This window comes from Mesorhizobium sp. B2-9-1 (assembly GCF_006439455.1).
Taxonomy (GTDB): Bacteria; Pseudomonadota; Alphaproteobacteria; order Rhizobiales; family Rhizobiaceae; genus Mesorhizobium.
In genome coordinates this window covers 59,705-78,623 of record NZ_VFTP01000012.1, presented here as the reverse complement: position 1 = coordinate 78,623, position 18,919 = coordinate 59,705, and the positions used below count along the sequence as shown (strand labels likewise).

The 18,919-nt window shown below is 64.4% G+C and carries 12 protein-coding genes and 1 pseudogene; 5 read left to right on the top strand and 8 right to left on the bottom strand.

Features of this window, described 5'->3' with window-relative positions:
* Positions 1-162 precede the first annotated feature (162 nt).
* The 3 genes from FJW05_RS19925 (at position 163) to FJW05_RS19915 (ending at position 9,509) form a co-directional block, all read left to right on the top strand.
* A complete protein-coding gene (locus tag FJW05_RS19925) occupies positions 163-7,971 on the top strand; it encodes an autotransporter-associated beta strand repeat-containing protein (RefSeq protein WP_181165010.1) in 7,809 nt (2,602 codons plus the stop codon).
* Positions 7,972-8,061: 90 nt separating this feature from the next.
* Positions 8,062-8,850, top strand: coding sequence for a SapC family protein (locus tag FJW05_RS19920; protein WP_246673555.1), 789 nt, complete (start codon positions 8,062-8,064; stop codon positions 8,848-8,850).
* Complete coding sequence (locus FJW05_RS19915; RefSeq protein ID WP_246673542.1) at positions 8,850-9,509, top strand: invasion associated locus B family protein; 660 nt, start codon at positions 8,850-8,852, stop codon at positions 9,507-9,509. The genes FJW05_RS19920 and FJW05_RS19915 overlap by 1 nt, the downstream gene beginning before the upstream one ends.
* Positions 9,510-9,862: 353 nt before the next feature.
* Here the strand turns inward: FJW05_RS19915 and FJW05_RS19910 are convergent.
* From FJW05_RS19910 to FJW05_RS19900, 3 genes and pseudogenes are all read right to left on the bottom strand, one after another.
* Positions 9,863-10,084, bottom strand: a pseudogene (locus tag FJW05_RS19910) (Arm DNA-binding domain-containing protein); the annotation flags it as partial.
* Positions 10,085-10,400: 316 nt separating this feature from the next.
* Entirely contained in the window at positions 10,401-11,963 is a 1,563-nt protein-coding gene (guaA, locus tag FJW05_RS19905) for a glutamine-hydrolyzing GMP synthase (RefSeq protein ID WP_140542301.1), read from the bottom strand.
* Positions 11,964-12,021: 58 nt separating this feature from the next.
* Positions 12,022-12,402 (bottom strand): MarR family winged helix-turn-helix transcriptional regulator, encoded by a 381-nt coding sequence (locus FJW05_RS19900; protein WP_246673540.1) that lies wholly within the window; start codon positions 12,400-12,402, stop codon positions 12,022-12,024.
* 189 nt (positions 12,403-12,591) lie between these two features.
* Between FJW05_RS19900 and FJW05_RS19895 the strand changes: the two genes are divergently transcribed.
* Complete coding sequence (locus tag FJW05_RS19895; protein WP_140635061.1) at positions 12,592-12,909, top strand: hypothetical protein; 318 nt, start codon at positions 12,592-12,594, stop codon at positions 12,907-12,909.
* Between the two features lie 12 nt (positions 12,910-12,921).
* Here FJW05_RS19895 and FJW05_RS19890 read toward each other — a convergent pair whose 3' ends face one another.
* From FJW05_RS19890 to FJW05_RS19875, 4 genes are all read right to left on the bottom strand, one after another.
* Positions 12,922-13,560, bottom strand: a complete 639-nt coding sequence (locus FJW05_RS19890; RefSeq protein WP_140635060.1) for a 5'-methylthioadenosine/S-adenosylhomocysteine nucleosidase — start codon at positions 13,558-13,560, stop codon at positions 12,922-12,924.
* 221 nt (positions 13,561-13,781) lie between these two features.
* The gene (locus FJW05_RS19885; RefSeq protein WP_140635058.1) at positions 13,782-14,243 is read right to left on the bottom strand and encodes a PaaI family thioesterase; all 462 of its coding nucleotides are present in this window, start codon (positions 14,241-14,243) and stop codon (positions 13,782-13,784) included.
* A 94-nt stretch (positions 14,244-14,337) separates the two neighbouring features.
* The gene (locus tag FJW05_RS19880; RefSeq protein ID WP_140635056.1) at positions 14,338-15,630 is read right to left on the bottom strand and encodes an RsmB/NOP family class I SAM-dependent RNA methyltransferase; all 1,293 of its coding nucleotides are present in this window, start codon (positions 15,628-15,630) and stop codon (positions 14,338-14,340) included.
* 41 nt (positions 15,631-15,671) lie between these two features.
* Positions 15,672-15,878: a hypothetical protein gene (locus FJW05_RS19875; protein WP_140635054.1), complete on the bottom strand. Its 207-nt coding sequence runs from the start codon at positions 15,876-15,878 to the stop codon at positions 15,672-15,674.
* Positions 15,879-15,960: 82 nt separating this feature from the next.
* Between FJW05_RS19875 and FJW05_RS19870 the strand changes: the two genes are divergently transcribed.
* Positions 15,961-16,638, top strand: a complete 678-nt coding sequence (locus tag FJW05_RS19870) for an MIP family channel protein (RefSeq protein WP_140635052.1) — start codon at positions 15,961-15,963, stop codon at positions 16,636-16,638.
* 65 nt (positions 16,639-16,703) lie between these two features.
* Here the strand turns inward: FJW05_RS19870 and katG are convergent, their stop codons facing one another.
* Entirely contained in the window at positions 16,704-18,911 is a 2,208-nt protein-coding gene (gene katG / locus FJW05_RS19865) for a catalase/peroxidase HPI (protein WP_140635050.1), read from the bottom strand.
* Positions 18,912-18,919: the final 8 nt, after the last annotated feature.

The following is an 18,919-nucleotide window of genomic DNA, read 5'->3' as shown; positions in this document are numbered from 1 at the left end:
GGCGGAAGGCGCCATATTCAGAAAATAACGGAAAGATTCAGAACCTAGCAGCGGTCGATTCAGGACGTTTCCGACGTGCGGTGCCAGAAAGGGACGGGAATGACGTAGGCGGGGATGAATCGAAATCCGGCGGCCGCGCGTCTCTTTCTGGGCCGGGGAACCATGGATTCAAGAACAGTTTCGACTTCCGCGCGCGCCGTTGCTTCATCGCGCAACGTCACTTGGCACCGCACAGCGTCATTACGCGACCTGTTACGCGCCGCATTGCTGGCTTCGACGGCGCTGACGGTCGCCGCCTATTTGGCTCCGGCGCAGGCGCAGGACGCGACCTGGCTCGCCAGCCCGGCCGACGGCAATTACAATAACGACGCCAACTGGAGTTCCGGCACCGCGCCGGACGGCACGGCCACGTTCGGCGCTTCGTCCGTCACCAGCCTGTCGTTTTCCGCAAATACCACCATGGGCGGCTGGACGTTCAATGCGGGCGGCCCGGATTATGATTTCAGCAACGGCAGCGCCCTCGCCTTCAACGGCGCCGGCATCGTTGCCAACGGTGGCCGCGTCGCCATCACCAACAACGGCAGCCTGTATTTCTACGGCAACAGCAGCGCCGGCAGCGCCGCCATCACTAACAGCGGCTACCTAGCTTTCTACGACAACAGCACGGCCGGCGGCGCCACCATCACCAACACCTCCATTCTGGATTTCAACAACGCCAGCACGGCGGGCAACGCCGTTATCACCAACAACAGCAACCTGTATTTCTACGACAACAGCGCGGCGGGCAGCGCCGCCATCGCCAACAACGGCAACCTGTTCTTCTACGGCACCAGTACGGCGGGCAACGCCGCCGTCACCAACGACAATTACCTGTCTTTCAACAACGCCAGCACGGCGGGCAACGCCGCCATCACCAACGCCAGCTATAGCCGTCTGTATTTCTACGACACCAGCACGGCCGGCAATGCCGCCATCATCAACAACTACGACCTGACTTTCTGGGACGCCAGCACGGCGGGCAACGCCGCCATCACCAACGCCAGCAATGGCTATCTGTATTTCTACAACACCAGTACGGCGGGCAACGCCGCCGTCACCAACAATTCGGGCGGCACGGTCGATTTTTCGTACAGCACCGGCCCGAACGGCGACCACAAGCTAAGCGCGGGGTCGATCGCGGGGCCCGGCAGCTATGTCCTCGGCGCCAACCAACTGACGGTCGGTTCGAACGGGCTCTCGACCGAGGTGAGCGGCGTCATTTCAGGCGCGGGTGGATCGCTGGTCAAGATCGGCACGGGCACGCTGACCCTGTCGGGAACCAACAGCTATAGCGGCGGCACCACGATTTCCGGCGGCATTCTGCAACTCGGCAACGGCGGCGCGACCGGCGCGATCATCGGCGCAGTCACGCTGGGATCCGGCGGCAGGTTCGATGTCGTCAACGCCGACACCAGCGGCATCGCCAGCCTGACCAACGCGGGCGGCATCGTCAATATCGGCGATGACAACATGCTCGCCGGGTCGATTTCCAACACCGGCGCGGGCCAAATCAATCTGGGCGCGCGCGCCACCCTCTACGACACTGGCAGTGTGCTGAACAACGACGCCACCATCAATGTCGGCACCGACGGCATCGTCATGAGCAATGGCGACATCAACAACAACGCCGGCGGCGTCATCAACTTCAACGGCCCCGGCGGCACGGCGCAACTGTCGCCCGCAGGCAGCGTCTACAACAGCGGCCAGATCAATGTCATCGGCGGCGACGTCCGGCTGGGGTTGAGCTATTTCAACAATCAGAGCGGCGGCAGCGTCTCGCTCATCGGCGGTGACATGTCGTGGGTGAACGATTTCACCAATTCCGCCGGGGCGACACTGACCGTCGGCGCGGGCCGCACGCTCGATGTGCAGTATTTCGACTTCTATGGCGGCACCGCCACCGGTGCGGGCACGATCAAGTCCTCGAGCGGCATCTATCTCTGGGGGCCCGGCACGATCGGCACGACGCTGGCCGGCACGGCGTCCTTGGCCAAGGGCGGTCCCGGCACGACGGTTCTCACGGGCGCACACAGCTACACCGGCGGCACCACGGTCAACGCCGGCACGTTGCAACTCGGCGATTCGAACGCGGCTGGCGCGATCCTGGGCGCCGTGAACGTGGCGGGCTACAGCGGCACGTTCGATGTCGTCAACGCCGACACCAGCGGCATTACCAGCATCACCAACAGCGGCACGACGAATTTTCGGGGCGGCACCAGCGCGGGCAGCGCCACCATCATCAACGACTACGACCAGTATTTCTGGGACACCAGCACGGCCGGCAGCGCCGCCATCACCAACAACGGCGACCTGTCTTTCAGCGACGACAGCACGGCCGGCAGCGTCACCATCGCCAACAACGGCAACCTGTATTTCTCGGACACCAGCACGGGCGGCAGCGCCGCCATCACCAACAACGGCAACCTGTCTTTCCACGGAAGCAGCACGGCGGGCAATGCGACCATCACCAACAGCAGCTCCATGATTTTTGTCGACAGCAGCACAGCCGGCAACGCCACCATCATCAACAACGACGGCCTGTCTTTCGGCGGCAGCAGCACGGCGGGCGGCGCCGTCATTACCACCAACGCCGTCCTGTCTTTCTTCGACAACGGCACGGCGGGCGACGCCGCCATCACCAACAACGCCGGCGTGTATTTCTACAACAGCAGCACGGCCGGCAATGCCACCATCGCCAACAACTACGGCCTGTATTTCTTGGACGCCAGCACGGCGGGAAACGCCGCCATCACCAACGGCAATTCGAGCGGCGAGGTCGATTTCTCGACCAGCACCGGCCCGAACGGCGACGGCAAGCTGAGCGCGGGGTCGATCGCGGGGCCCGGCAGCTATATCCTCGGCGCCAACGAGCTGACGGTCGGCTCGAACGATCGCTCGACCGAGGTAAACGGCGTCATTTCGGGCACCGGCGGTTCGCTGGTCAAGACCGGAACGGGCACGCTGACCCTGTCGGGAGCCAACACCTATAATGGCGGCACCACGATCAACGGCGGCATCCTGCAACTCGGCAATGGCGGCGGCACTGGCTCGATCCTCGGCGATGTCGTCAACAACGGCGTGCTCGCCTTCAACCGCTCCGATGTGGCAATCTTCTCCGGCGTCATCTCGGGCAGTGGCGCTGTCCGGCAGATCGGTGGGGGCACGACGATCCTCACCGGCGACAACACCTATACCGGCGGCACCACGATCGCGGGCGGCACGCTCCAGATCGGCAACGGCGGCGGCACCGGCTCGATCCTCGGCAACGTCGTCAACGACGGCGTGCTCACCTTCAACCGTACCGGGACGCTGACGCTTGCCGGCGACATCTCGGGCAGCGGCGCGGTGCGGCAGATCGGCTTGGGCACCACGGTCCTGACGGGCACCAACAGCTATTCCGGCGACACCCTGGTCACCGATGGCCGGTTGCAGTTCGGCGGCAGCGGCAACACGCTCGGCGGCAACCTCATCGTGGCCGGCGGCACGCTGGCGATCCAGACGCCGGCGACCGTAAGCGTCGCGCAGGCTGTGATCTTCGGCGACAACACCGCGCTGTCGATCGTCGCCGGCGCGAACGGTCCGGCGCTGTCGGCCAACAGTGTCACGATCGGCAACGACGTCGCGTTGAACATCAGCGGCATCGACGACGCGAGCCAGCTCGACAAGGTGCTGATTAACACGACGTCCGGCATCAGCGGCGACTTCGATACCGTCACCGTCGGCGGCTTCAGCGGCACGGTGGATTATCTCACGGTCTCCACCCGCAAGTCGGCCAACAATCTGCAATATCTCGCCAGCTACGGCCTGAGCTGGACGGCGAACAACAGTCTGGCTCACGGCACGTTCACGCTGACCAACCCGTCCGACAGCTTCACGGTCGGGGCGGTGCTCGCCGATCAGACCGCCAACCCCGTCACCGGCTGGAACGGCGCCGCGCTGACCAAGGCCGGTCTCGGCACGCTGGTCCTGACCGCGGCCAACACCTACACCGGCGGCACCACGATCGCGGACGGCACGCTGCAACTCGGCGATTCGACCACAGCCGGCTCGATTCTGGGCGCCGTCACCGTGGGCTCAAGCGGCACGTTCGATGTGGTCAACGCCGACACCGGCGGCATCACCGGCATCACGAATGCCGGCACGACGAATTTCCGCAACGGCACCAGCGCCGGCAGCGCCGCCATCGTCAACAGCGGCCTCCTGACTTTCAACGACGACAGCACGGCGGGCAATGCCACCGTCACCAACTACGGCAGCCTGTATTTTTACAACACCAGCACGGGAGGCAATGCCGGCATCACCAATGCCAGCAATGGCCACCTGGCATTCTTCGACACCAGCACGGCGGGCAACGCCACCATCGCCAACAGCGGCGCTCTGTATTTCCAGGGCAACAGCACGGCTGGCAGCGCCGCCATCACCAACAACGGCGCCATGGCCCTCTACGACAGCAGCACAGCGGGCAGCGCCGACATCACCAACTACGGCTACCTGACTTTCTACGACACCAGCACGGCGGGCAATGCCGGCATCACCAACGCCAGCAATGGTTACCTGGCATTCTACGACACCGGCACGGCGGGCAGCGCCGCCATCACCAACAACGGCGGCCTGTATTTCTACGGCACCAGCACGGCAGGCAGCGCCGCCATCACCAACACCAGTAATGGATCTCTAGCTTTCAACGGCAGCAGCACGGCGGGCAGCGCCGCGATCACCAACAACGGCGGCCTGTATTTCTACGGCACCAGCACGGCGGGCAGCGCCACCATCACCAACAACAGCGCTCTGTATTTCCGGGACGCCAGCACGGCGGGCAACGCCGTCATCACCAACAATGGCTACCTGGCTTTCAACGACAGCGGCACGGCGGGCAACGCCGCCATCACCAACGATCAGGGCGGCACGGTCGATTTCTCAGGCACCACCGGCCCGAACGGCGACTACAAGCTGAGCGCGGGGTCGATCGCGGGGGCCGGTGACTATATTCTCGGCAGCAATGAGCTGACCGTCGGCTCGAACGGGTTTTCGACCGAGGTGAGCGGCGTCATCGCGGGCGCCGGCGGCGCGCTGGTCAAGATCGGCACGGGCACGCTGACCCTCTCCGGCGCGAACAACTCGGTGGGCGCGGTCACGGTCAGCAATGGCACGCTGGCGCTCAGTCAGACCGGCACGTTCAGCGCCACGACCTACACGACGCAGGGCGGCGCGGTCACCGCCATCGGCGGAGCCGCGCAACTCGCCGTGACCGGAGCCTTCACGCAGGATGCCGGCTCGACCCTGAACGTCACCCTTGGTGCGAACCAGCCGATCATCACGGCGGACTCCGCGTCGCTGGGCGGAACCCTGAACATCGCCGGCCTCGCGGCGAGCACATCGACGGCCAGCGCACTGGCAGGCACGCAGTTCACGGTCATCGCGACGACGAACGGCATTTCCGGCGACTTCGCAAACGTCATCATCGGCGGCGCGTCGAACCCGGTCGATTATCTGACGGCGATGGGCCGCAAGAGCGCCGACAATCTCGCCTACAATGTGGGCCTCGGCCTTACCTGGACCGCCGGCGCGGCGCGGGGCAACGGCGCGTTCACGCTGGCGAACGGCACGGACGCCTTCAATGTCGATATGGCGCTGACGAACCAAGCCGGTCCCTTCGCCAGCGGCTGGGACGGCACGAGCCTGACCAAGAACGGCGACGGCACGCTGACGCTCTCGGCAATGAACGCCTATACCGGCTCGACGACGATCAATGGCGGCACGCTGGCGATCACGGCGGCCGGCGGCATCACCTCGGACGTCACCAACAACGCCACGTTCCGGAACGCCGGCACGGTCACGGGCGGCGTGACCAACAATGCCGGCGCGACCTTCACCCAGACGGCGGGCCACGTCTCGAATGGCGTGATCAACTCCGGCACGGTGAACGCCAATGGCGCGCTCAATGGAGCGATCGCCAACAACGCCGGCGGCATCTTCACTATCGGCGGCACGCTGACCGGCGACAGCACGTTCTCCAATGCCAACGGCGCGACCCTTGCGGTGGCTGCAACCGGCGACTACACGCTGGCGGGGCTGCTGACCAACAGCGGCGGCGTCACGATCGCCGCCGGCGGCTCGCTGACGGCGCCCGCCGGCATCCTCAACAAGGCCGGCGGCGTTATCACGAACAACGGCACCGTGGCGGACGCTCTCGACAATGCCGGGCTCGTCACCAATAACGGCATCTACAACGCCAATGTCGCTTCCAATACCGGCACGATCAGCAATACGGCCGGCGGAATATGGAACGGGAACTTCAACACGGCGGGCGTCGTCAACAATGACGGGACGATCAACGGCAGCCTGACTCAGACCGCGGGAACCACGGCCAACAACGGCACCATTACCGGCGCCGTCGCGGTCTCGGGCGGCCTGTTCACGGGTAGTGGTTCGGTTGGCGGCCTGACGATCGCCAGCGGCGCGACCGTCGCCCCGGGCGTGGCAGGCGGCATCGGCACGATGAGCGTGGCCGGCAACGTCACCTTCGATGCAGGCTCGATCTATCAGGTCACCGTCAACACCGCCGGTCAGGCTAGTCGCATCAACGCCACGGGATCGATCGCGATCAATGGCGGCTCGGTCAATGTGCTGGCGGGCTCGGGCAATTACGCGCCCAGCACCACCTACACGATCCTCAGCACGACGACCAATGGCGGCAGGACGGGGATGTTCGACAGCGTCAGCTCCAATCTGGCCTTTCTTTCGCAGACGCTCGGCTACGGCGCCAGCGACGTCACTCTGACGATGACCCGCAACAATATCGACTTCGCCGCCATCGGCATCACGGCGGACCAGATCGCCACCGGCGGCGGCGTCGAAAGCCTCGGCTTCGGCAATCCGCTCTACAATGCGGTGTTGAACCTCTCGGCTCTGCAGGCGCAATATGCCTTCGACCAGCTCTCGGGCGAGATCCACGCGTCGGCCAAGACCGCGCTGATCGAGGACAGCCGCTTCGTCCGCAGCGCCGTCAACGACCGCATCCGCGCCGCCTTCGACGCAGTCGGCGCCTCGGGCACTGTCACGACCCATGTCGACGGCAAACCGGTGACGGTGAAGGCCAACACCGATCGTTTCGCGGTCTGGGGCCAGGGTTTTGGCTCCTGGGGCCATACCAACGGCGACGGCAACGCCGCGACGCTCAACCGCAAGACCGGCGGTTTCTTCGTCGGCGCCGATGCGCCGGTGTTCGACACCTGGCGCTTCGGCGCGGTCGCCGGTTACAGCCGCACCGATTTCAACGTGAAGGATGGTCATTCCTCGGGCACGAGCGACACCTATCATCTCGGCCTCTATGGCGGCACGGCCTGGGGCGATCTCGCCTTCCGCACCGGCGCTGCTTACACTTGGCATGACATCTCGACCAATCGCAGCGTCATCTTCCCTGGCTTTGGAGACAGCCTGAAGGGCAAGTACAATGCTGCCACGGCGCAGGTCTTCGGCGAACTCGCCTATGGCTTCAACGCGGGCGGCGCATCCTTCGAGCCCTTCGCCAATCTCGCCTATGTAGATCTGCACACCGATGGCTTCACCGAGCGCGGCGGCGCTGCGGCACTGACCAGCGCGGCAGCCAACACCGACGCGACCTTCACGACGCTCGGCCTGCGCGCCTCGACCACGTTCGATCTCGGGGGAACCACGCTGACAGCGAACGGAATGCTCGGCTGGCGTCATGCATTCGGTGACGTGACACCGCTCTCCACCATGCGCTTCGCCAGCGGCGGCGATGCGTTCAGCATCGGCGGGGTTCCGATCACGCGAGATGCCGCCGTGATCGAGGCCGGCATCTCCTACGCCATCACCCCGTATGCCACGTTCGGCATCTCCTATGACGGCCAGTTCGGTTCGCGAATGTCTGACCAATCGGCCCGCGCAAACCTCAACGTCAGGTTCTGAGGGGAAGCGGTGTGAACGATTGAAGCCTTTCCTCATCCCACGGGCTGAGCACTCACGGCGCATTGCGCCAGTCTGGAACCTGAGTTGACCATGACCGAAAACACACAAGCAAATGCGGTAACACCGCACCTCCCGCTTTTCTACAAGAACCCCGTGATTCTTCGTTTCAAGGACCATCGCGATGCCGGGCTGGCGCCGCTGGCGGGCTTCGGGTTCGCGCGTGAGGCCGTGGCCATTCCGCTCTGCGTCGGCGAATTCGCCATCGCGTTGCGGCACTATCCGATCGTCTTCGCCAACGACGACAATGCCTCGCCAATCGCGCTCGTCGCTATCAAGCGAGACCATAATCTGTTCATCGAGCGCGACGGCTCATGGCGCGCGGGCAGCTACATTCCGGCTTATGTCCGCCGCTATCCCTTCATCGGGACCGAGACGCCGGACAAGGCGGGGCAACTGCTCAGCATCGATCGCGCATCGGGTCGTTTCGTCGCGTCGAGCGCGGACCAGCACGACGCCGAGCGGCTGTTTGACGAGGCGGGTGGACCGACCGCGACCGCGCAATCGGCGATGACATTCTGCCAGGCATACTATGACGATTCCACGAACACTGTCGCCTTCGGGCAGGCGCTCGTCGCCGCGAAGGCACTGACGCCATACCATGTGGACTTCCGGCTGCCCGACGGCTCGCGGCATCAGGTGAACGGGTTCCTGGCCGTGGACGAGAAGGCGTTTCGCGCGCTGCCGGCCGAGACCGTCACGGACTGGAATGCGAGGGGCTGGCTCGATCTCGTGACCCTGCACCTCGCCTCGCTTCAGAGCTTCAAGGGACTTCTCGACCTCAACGCGCAGCGCGCAAACGAACGAAAGGCGCTCGCATGATGAGCAGGAAGATTCGCGTTTACGGCATTTCCGCAGGCACAGTTCTAGCAGTTGCCGCTAGCCTGGCGGTCTACATGGCGCCCGGGGTCGCCATCTCGACACCGAGCCATGCCGCAGCGATCGCCGATAGTCACGACGATCCCGCGCCACAACGCTTTCAGATCGCACAGGCGCAGGCCGGCGGCCAGTCGACCGGCGGGGCTGCCGCATCAGGCCTTCCAGGCGGGGCGTCGTCGCTGAACGAGACCTACAAGGACTGGGTCGTGGCCTGTCAGGTCGCAAACAGCGCCAAGCGTTGCGTCATGTCACAGCAGCAGAAGCAGCAGAACGGCCAGCGTGTCCTTGCTATCGAATTGGCAGCGCCAACCGGCAACACCGTTTCTGGCACGCTGATCCTGCCGTTCGGGCTCGCGCTCGATTCCGGCGTCACCTTCCAGGTCGACGACAAACCGGCGATGCCGCCGCTGCGCTTCCATACCTGCGTGCCCGCCGGGTGCCTCGTCCCCGTCACCTTCGATGCGCCGACGCTGGTGGGGCTGCGCGCCGGCACGGCACTTAAGGTCAAGGCGACGGCTGATGGCGGCGCGGCGGCGCCGTTCTCAATCTCGCTGCAAGGCTTCAGCACCGCCCTCGATCGTGTGGAGGCGCTATCACGTTGAGGTTGATCGAAACCTGAGCAGAGAAGCATGTTTGACGCCATCCGGCATGGTCGACAAGGGCGATTCGGTGACGAAGGAGCGTATGGCGGGCCTAAAGGCGATTCGCCATCAGGCGAAGACCGATGCCGAACGGATGCAGGCGACGCTTGATCGCACCGGCAATCAGAGGATCACCATCGGCATGCTCGATTCGCTTTCCAGCGTGGCGCGTGACCGACTTCGGCTTGAAGGGGCGGCTGCAAGACCTGCGCCGCTTTGGCCGAAAGGGAATTTTCGGAACCGAATATTTCCTGCGCGCGCAGGTCGCGGAATTGTCGGGGACGATCACGGCTCGATACGACATAGACCGAACGTTTCCTTGCGGCCGTACATCGGTCTCTGGCTTCGGACAGACCGATGCCGTCCGGACCGTAGCGCCCGATGGTCAGCGTCTCGCGGCGATCGTTGAGACGGTAGTCGTAGCCGAAGGTAATCAGCCCCGAGGGCGCAACGACGACGTACATACCGTCACGATCCGACAGCTTGTACAATTTCTCTTTTGGTTTCAGCCTCTTAAGCGCAAGATCGGTCAGCATCGGAAAGGCCTTTTCGACGTCCAATCACCTCGTCAAGGCCCTATTTTTACCGTCACGCGAAATACCGTCAATCTTTTCCTGTATTCCTTTTATATCAGTATTTTACGCATCGAATCGTTGCACTGCTTGGCCTTGTGGTGCTGACGATATTTGAAAAGCGACTCGTTGACAAAAATCCAAATACCGTCAGCCGTACCGTCAAATGGTCGCGCTTTGGGGCGATGGGGAGCGGTAGATAGCAGAGATTTTTTATTTCATTTTCAACGAGATAGGACGTCTTTTCGATAGACCGCGAAACACCGCGAAGGACGCCGGGTCATTCCCACTCAATTGTCCCGGGCGGTTTCGACGTTACGTCATACACCACTCGGTTGATGCCCTTGACCTCGTTGATGATGCGGGTGGCGGCGGCGGCGAGGAAGTTCATGTCGTAGTGGTAGAAATCGGCCGTCATGCCGTCGACGGAGGTCACGGCGCGCAGCGCGCAGACGAATTCATAGGTCCGGCCGTCGCCCATGACGCCCACCGTCTGCACCGGCAGCAGCACGGCGAAGGCCTGCCAGATGGCGTCGTAGAGGCCGGCCTTGCGGATCTCGTCGAGATAGATGGCGTCGGCCTCGCGCAGGATCTCCAGTTTTTCGCGCGTGATGCCGCCCGGGCAACGGATGGCAAGGCCGGGGCCGGGGAAAGGATGTCGGCCGATGAAGCTTTCGGGCAGGCCGAGCTCCTTGCCGAGCGCCCTCACCTCGTCCTTGAACAGTTCGCGCAGCGGCTCGACCAGCTTCATGTTCATGCGCTCGGGCAGGCCGCCGACATTGTGGTGCGATTTGATCGTCACCGACGGACCGCCGGAGAAGGAGACGCTTTCGATGACATCGGGATAAAGCGTGCCCTGGGCCAGGAAATCGGCGCCGCCGAGTTTCTTCGCCTCTTCCTCGAACACCTCGATGAACAAGCGGCCGATGGTCTTGCGCTTCTTTTCAGGATCGGCCTCGCCTTCCAGCGCCGAGATGAAACGGTCGGAGGCGTCGACCAGGATGAGCGGCAGGTTGTAGTGCTGGCGGAACATCTCCACGACGCCCTTGGCCTCGTGCTTGCGCATCAGACCGTGGTCGACGAGGATGCAGGTCAACTGGTCGCCGATCGCTTCGTGGATCAAAAGCGCGGCGACCGAGGAGTCGACGCCGCCCGAGAGCGCGCAGATGACCTTGCCCTTGCCGACCTGCTTGCGGATCAATTCCACAGCGTGCTCGCGATAGGCGCGCATCGTCCAGTCGCCCTCGATGCCGGCGATGTTGTGGACGAAGTTCCTGAGTAGTCTTGCGCCGTCCGGCGTGTGCACCACTTCGGGGTGGAACATGATGCCGTACATCTTGCGCTCGATATCGCCGAAAATGGCGAAGGGCGAGCTTTCCGACTTGCCGAGCACCTTGAAGCCCGGTGGCAACTCGATGACGCGGTCGCCATGGCTCATCCACACCTGGTGGCGCTGGCCGGGGGCCCACAGGCCTTCGAACAGCGGGCTCTCCTTCTCGATCTCGACGAAGGCGCGGCCGAACTCGCGATGATTGGAGCTTTCGGCGACGCCGCCCATCTGCACGCAGAGCGCCATCTGGCCGTAGCAGATGCCGAGCACCGGCACGCCGGCGTCGAAGACGACCTGCGGCGCGCGCGGGCTGCCGATGTCGGTTGTCGAGGCCGGGCCTCCGGACAGGATCACCGCTTTGGGCTTGATGCGCTTGAAGGCCGCTTCGGCCGACTGGAACGGCACGATCTCGGAAAAGACGCCGGCCTCGCGGATGCGGCGGGCGATGAGCTGCGTGAACTGGCTGCCGAAATCGACAATCAGAACGGTGTCGGGATGATTGGCTGTCGTCATGGCGAGCCTTTAGAGAAAGAAACGAGTCGGCGCAATGGGTTGCGCGCGGTCGCACCGTTCACTTCGATCCTGATGCTTCTTCAGATGCGTCGCCCTGCCCGGCGTCAAGTGAGCGCAAGGCGTCCATCAGCACCGCGAACCGCTGCTCGCCGATGCGATCGATATAGCCGCGTTCGATCTGAAGCTTGATGCGATCGCCGTCGCGCAAGGCATCCAGGCCTTTGCGCGTATAGCGCACGAGCTTGCCGCGCCCATCCCGCGGATCGGGCAATCGCTCCAGCACGCCTTCCGCCTCCAGCCCGTCGAGCAATTGCTGAACCGCTTGCTTGGAGGTCGCCGCGCGCTCGATCAATGCCGACTGGCGCGTGCCGTTGCGCGGGATGTGTCCAAGCAGCCCGGCGCGCGCTTCGCTGAACCAGGCGTGGCCGGCGGCCCGCATGGCAGCGGCAAATTCCGCCTGCCAGGCACGGCTCGCCTGCCACAGCCGCCAACCGACGTGATCGGGCAGCCCGTCGGTTTTTTCGTCAAGCTCCTTGACCATTTAATCCGAACTCCGTATGGTCAAGATACTTGACGATATTCTTGGCGTCGAGGCCATTCGAGAAACGCAAACCCGCGGACAGGAACAATGACGATACTGAACAGGGACACGCTGGCCATTATCATGGTCGGAACCACGCATGTCATCGACATGGGCGGCAAGAACGCCTTCATCCACTATGAAATCGACGATCGGGCGCACATGCTCCTGCCGGATGGCACGCGCTTTCACGGGACCTGGACGCTGCTTGACGACGGCTACAAGGTCGAATGGAAAAACGGCCCCGCCGGCGCGTGGAAACTCGATCATACACCGGGGGCAATCGACTATATCGATGCGACAGGCGCCTCTCGTGGACGTATTTCACGCATCGATTTCGGTGATCCGCAACGCCTTGTGGCCTGATCCAATCGGCAGTCAGCCACCAAGCAGGCCGCCGCCGATCGCCTGTTCCAGCAAGGCGACGGCGGCGGCGAGCTTCTCGTCGATGACGTGCAGATATTCCGTCCAGTCGTTGACGTGCCTGAGATCGGCCGCGCCGTCCGAAATGCCGCGGAGCCCAATCAGCGGCAAACCGAACAGCTGGCAGGCACGCAGGCAGGCAAAGGTCTCCATGTCGACCATGTCGGCATCGATGGCGTCATAGGCAACGCCGGAGACGATCGCGCCGCCGGTCGAGAGCGTGGCGGTCTTGATGCCTGGAATGACGAGGGGCAGCGGCACCGACACCGGCAGTTCGAGGAAAGGCGTCGCGCCCCTCTCGAAGCCGAGCGGCGAAGCATCCATGTCGCGATAGCTCACCGACACGGCCTGGTAGATCTCGGTCTGTTCCAGCCTGCGGCTGCCGGCCGAGCCCAGCGAGACGACCAGGTCCGGAAGCGCTCCTTCAGCCTTCAACGCCGCGAGCTCGGCGCCCAGCCTGACCCCGGCTTCGACGGGACCGACCCCGGTCATCAGCGGCGTGAACAGGTTTTTCAGATGCGGGCCGTATTCGGCCTCGACCGCCATGACAAAGAGAACGGATTTTTGCGACAGGCGTGACACTTCGATAGTCATGAAGCTTTACCCCTATTTGCTACGACGACGAGAAAGGGACAACGTGCCCTCGCCGCCTGCCGGCCCTTCGCTATGGCTCCGGGCGTTCGTCGCTCGAAAAGCCCATTCGGGGGCTTTTCGTCCGCTGCGCGGACCGCATGCCGGCCCTTCGCTATGGCTCCGGGCGTTCGTCGCTCGAAAAGCCCATTTGGGGGCTTTTCGTCCGCTGCGCGGACCGCTCCTCACCCCTCTATCCCGTCGCGGCCGACCACCGTCATCATCGTGCCGGTCATGGTGGCGATCAGCTTGGCCTCGCCGTCGGCGGCGAAGGCGTAGGCCTGGCCGTCGGCGACGATGATGGTGCGGCCGGGTTTGGTCACGGAGCCGCGGAACAGGAACCGCTCGCCCCTGCCCGGCGCGAGCAGGTTCACCTTGAACTCGATGGTCAGCACGCCGGAATTCTCCGGCATCAGCGAAAAGGCCGCGTAACCGCAGGCGGAGTCCAACGCGGTGGAGATGACGCCGGCATGCAGGAACCCGTGCTGCTGGGTCAGCGAGGCGGAATACGGCATCTCGATCTCGATGATGCCGGGCGTCACCAGCGTCAGCTCGGCGCCGATCGTCGCCATCGCCTCCTGGCGGGCAAAGGACGCCCTGACGCGTTCCTCGAAATCCGGAGCGGGTACGATCTTGGCTGCCGCCATGGCGCTTTTGCCTCACATTGCTGGCGAAGTTTATTGCAGAGCCAGGCAAGACAGGCAATCTTTTATGCTGCAGCGCAGCAAAAGCCGGCTGTCTTCAAGAGGCAGTCCTGCGCAAAGCGTGGAGATAGAACCCGTCGGTGCCGCTGAGCGCCGGCGACAGCGAGATACCGCCGGCATCGGCAATACGCGCGGCCTCTTCATGGCCCGGGAAGCGGCTGTCCCACAGCTGGCGGTGATCGACCGGCGCGAAGCCTTCATGGCGCTCGCGGAATGCCGCCACCTGCTCGCCGTTCTCGGCATCGAACACCGAACAGGTGATGTAGACCAGCAGGCCGCCCGGCTTGACGAAGGCTTGCGCGGTGTCGAGGATCGCCTGCTGCTCTCCCTTGCGGGCATCGAGCTGCCTTTCCGTCAATCGCCATTTGGCGTCGGGCCGCCGCCGCCAGGTGCCGCTGCCAGTGCAGGGCGCGTCGATCAGCACGATGTCCATATGGTTGGCGAGCGGCGCAAGCTCCGCGGGCTTGCTGACGACCTGGACGTTGCGGTTGTGCGAGCGGCGGATGCGCTCGAAGATCGGCGCCAGCCGCACCTTCTCCGCGTCATGGGCAAAGAGCTGGCCGCGATTGTCCATCTCGGCGGACAGCGCCAGCGTCTTGCCGCCGGCGCCGGCGCAATAATCGAGCACCTGCATACCGGGCGCGGCACCGGCAAGCGCGGCGGCAAGCTGCGAGCCCTCGTCCTGCACTTCGAACCAGCCTTTTTGGAAGGCAGGCTCGGCCTGCACGTTCGGATGCCGGCCGTCGCCGTCGATCGGCGGGATGCGGATGCCATGCGGCGCGATCGCCGTAGGCGCGGCACCCGTGCCCTGGAGCTCGGCCAGCACCTTGGCGCGATCGGCCTGGAGCGTGTTGACCCTCAGGTCCAGCGGCGGGCGCTGCGCCAGGGCGGCGCCTTCCTTGACCCAGGCGTCGCCATAGGCTTGCTCGAGCAACGGCGCGCACCAGTCCGGGACATCGGCTCGCACAGCATCGGGGGCCTCGCCAAGCCTGGTCTCGGCAGCCGCTTTCAACTCGGACGCGCTGAGCAGCGGCGGCGCGAATTTGTCGCCGTCGAGCGCGTCGTTGAGCGACTGCGCCGTCTGGCCCCATTCCAACAGAAGCGCGCCGAATCCGATGGCGCGCGGCGTGTCCTCGCCGAACAGCCAACCGGCTGAGCGTTTGCGGCGCAGTGCATCATAAACGATGTTGCCGATCGCCGCGCGGTCGCCGCCGCCGGCGAAGCGATGCGACAGGCCCCAGTCGCGCAGCGCGTCGGCCACCGGCCGGTGGCGCCGGCCGATGTCTTCAAGAACCTCTATGGCCGCCGCCAGCCTTCCGCCCAGTCGCATCCTGTTTTCCGTAGCTGTTACAATTCGGTTCCAGCCCGCTCTTAAAGCCTTTCAGGCCAGGATTGAAACAGTTCCATTTCGGCTTGCCGATGAAATGGCGTTTCAAGACCGGCAATTTGGCCGCGCGGTTTTTCCATGTTGAGCAGCGCGGCCGGAGACAAGAACAATCGATCAGAATATGAAAGACTTCTAATGTTTTGATTGACGCCTGCAAGAAAGCCCACCGGCTTAACCACCCAGCTTTGCAAGTGTTGTCCGCAGGAATACTCTTCCGGCGGTGATTCGCGACGCGGGAAAACGCGGTTTGGCGGATCCTATGAGGAGAGGGCAATGAAGACTTATCTGGCAGAAGTTCTCGGCACGTTTTTGTTGGTGTTCATCGGCACCGCCTCCGTGGTTACGGGTGGCTTCGGCGGCGCGCTGCCGCTCGGACAGGAAGGCATCGGCCTGGCGTTCGGCATCGGCCTGATCGCCGCGGCCTATGCGATCGGCCCGATCTCGGGCGCGCATCTCAATCCGGCGGTGACGCTCGGCGTGTTCCTGGCAGGGCGGATGCCGGCCAAGGACGTCGTTCCCTACTGGATCGCGCAGATCATTGGCGCCATCATCGCCTCGCTGGCGCTGTGGATTATCGTTTCCGGCCAGGTCGGCGGCCACACCGGCGGCTTCGGCGCCAATGGCTGGGACGAAACGAAATGGGGCATGAGCTCGGCCTTCCTGTGGGAGCTGATCGGCACCTTCACCTTCGTCACGGTGATCCTCGGCGTCACCAACGCCAAGCACACGACCGCCTTTGCCGGCCTGGTCATCGGCCTGACGCTGGCGGGGATCCACTTCGCCATGATCCCGGTGACCGGCACCTCGGTCAATCCGGCGCGCTCGATCGGCCCGGCGCTGTTTTCGGGGGGTGCCGCGCTCGGCCAGCTCTGGCTGTTCATCGTCGCGCCGCTGATCGGCGGAGCGATTGCCGGTGTCGTCGCCAAGGCCGGCATCTTCGAAAAAGACTGACCACAGTTCGATAAAAGTAAAAGGCGCGGGCATGACCCGCGCCTTTTTGCTTGGGAGGTATGACCTTATCTCGCGATGTCGAAGCGGTCGGCGTTCATCACCTTCGTCCATGCCTTGACGAAATCCTTGACGAACTTGGCCCTGGCGTCGGCCGAGGCGTAGATTTCCGAGAGCGCGCGCAGCTGCGCGTGCGAGCCGAAGATCAGGTCGGCGCGGGTGCCGGTCCACTTGACCTCCTTGGTCTTGCGGTCGCGCGCTTCGTAGACCTCGTCCGAACCGGGCTCGGAGCCGGCCGCCGGATCCCAGACGGTCGCCATCGAGAGCAGGTTGACGAAGAAGTCGTTGGTGAGCTGGCCAGGCCTGTCGGTGAAGACGCCATGCTTGGAACCGCCGGCATTGGCGCCGAGCACGCGCAGGCCGCCGACCAGCACCGTCATTTCCGGCGCCGTCAGCGTCAGCAACTGGGCGCGGTCGACCAGCATCGCTTCGACCGACATCGGCAACCTGCCGCGGGCGTAGTTGCGGAAGCCGTCTACCCTCGGCTCCAGCGCGGCGAAGGAGGCGACGTCCGTCTGCTCCTGCGAAGCGTCCATGCGGCCCGGCGTGAAGGGTACTTTCACCTCGGTGCCGCCGTCCTTCGCCGCCTTCTCGACCGCGGCGACGCCGCCTAGCACGATGAGGTCGGCGAGCGAGATCTTCTTGCCGCCGGTCTGGTCTGCGTTGAATTCCTTCTGGATGGCTTCCAACTTGGCCAGCACCTTGGCGAGCTGGGCCGGCTGGTTGACCTCCCAGTCCTTCTGCGGCGCCAGACGGATGCGGCCGCCATTGGCGCCACCGCGCTTGTCAGAGCCGCGGAAGGTCGAGGCCGAAGCCCAGGCGGTCGAGACCAGCTCGGACACCGACAGGCCGGACGCCAGGATCTTGGCCTTGAGCGCAGCGATGTCGGCCTCGCTCACCAGCTCGTGGTCGATGGCCGGGATCGGATCTTGCCAGATCAGCTCTTCCTTGGGCACGAGCGGGCCGAGATAGCGCACCACCGGGCCCATGTCGCGGTGGGTGAGCTTGAACCAGGCGCGGGCGAAGGCGTCGGCAAACTGGCCCGGATGCTGGTGGAAGCGGCGCGAGATCTTCTCATAGGCCGGGTCGAAACGCAGCGCGAGGTCGGTGGTGAGCATGGCCGGCGCGTGGCGCTTCGAAGCGTTGTGCGCGTCCGGAACAGTGCCGGCACCGGCGCCGCCTTTCGGCGTCCACTGATGGGCGCCGGCCGGGCTCTTCGTCAACTCCCATTCGTAATTGAACAGATTGTCGAAGAAATTGTTGCTCCATTTGGTCGGCGTTGTCGTCCAGGTGACCTCGAGGCCCGAGGTGATGGCATCGCCGGCAATGCCGGAGGCATATTTGCTCGACCAGCCGAGGCCCTGCGCCTCGATGCCGGCGCCTTCCGGCTCGGCGCCCACCAGCGAGGCGTCGCCGGCGCCATGCGTCTTGCCGAAGCTGTGGCCGCCGGCGATCAGCGCCACCGTCTCCTCGTCGTTCATCGCCATGCGGCCGAAGGTCTCGCGGATGTCGCGCGCGGCCGCGACCGGATCCGGCTTGCCGTTCGGGCCTTCCGGGTTGACGTAGATGAGGCCCATCTGCACGGCGCCGAGATGGCCGCGAAGCTCACGGTCGCCCGAATAGCGCTCGTCGCCAAGCCACTTGGTTTCGGAGCCCCAGTCCACGTCCTGCTCCGGCTCCCACACATCGGCGCGGCCGCCGGCGAAGCCGAAGGTCTTGAAGCCCATCGATTCCAGCGCGACGTTGCCGGTGAGGATCAGAAGGTCGGCCCAGGAGATCTTGCGGCCGTATTTCTGCTTGACCGGCCACAGCAGCCGGCGAGCCTTGTCGAGATTGGCGTTGTCCGGCCAGCTGTTCAGCGGCGCGAAACGCTGCTGACCGGCGCCCGCGCCGCCGCGGCCGTCGCCGATGCGATAGGTACCGGCGCTGTGCCAGGCCATGCGGATGAAGAGCGGCCCGTAATGGCCGAAGTCGGCCGGCCACCAGTCCTGCGAATCCGTCATGACCTTGTGCAGGTCTGCGATCACCGCATCGAGGTCGAGGCTCGCGAACTCCTTGGCGTAGTCGAAATCTTCGTCCATCGGGTCCGAGAGGTTCGACTGCTGGTGGAGAACGGCAAGGTCGAGCTGGTTCGGCCACCAGTCGCGGTTGGTCCGTGCGGATCCATGTGCCACCGGGCATTTGCCAGCGCTGTTGTCGTCGGTTTTCGCGTCCATCTTAGTCT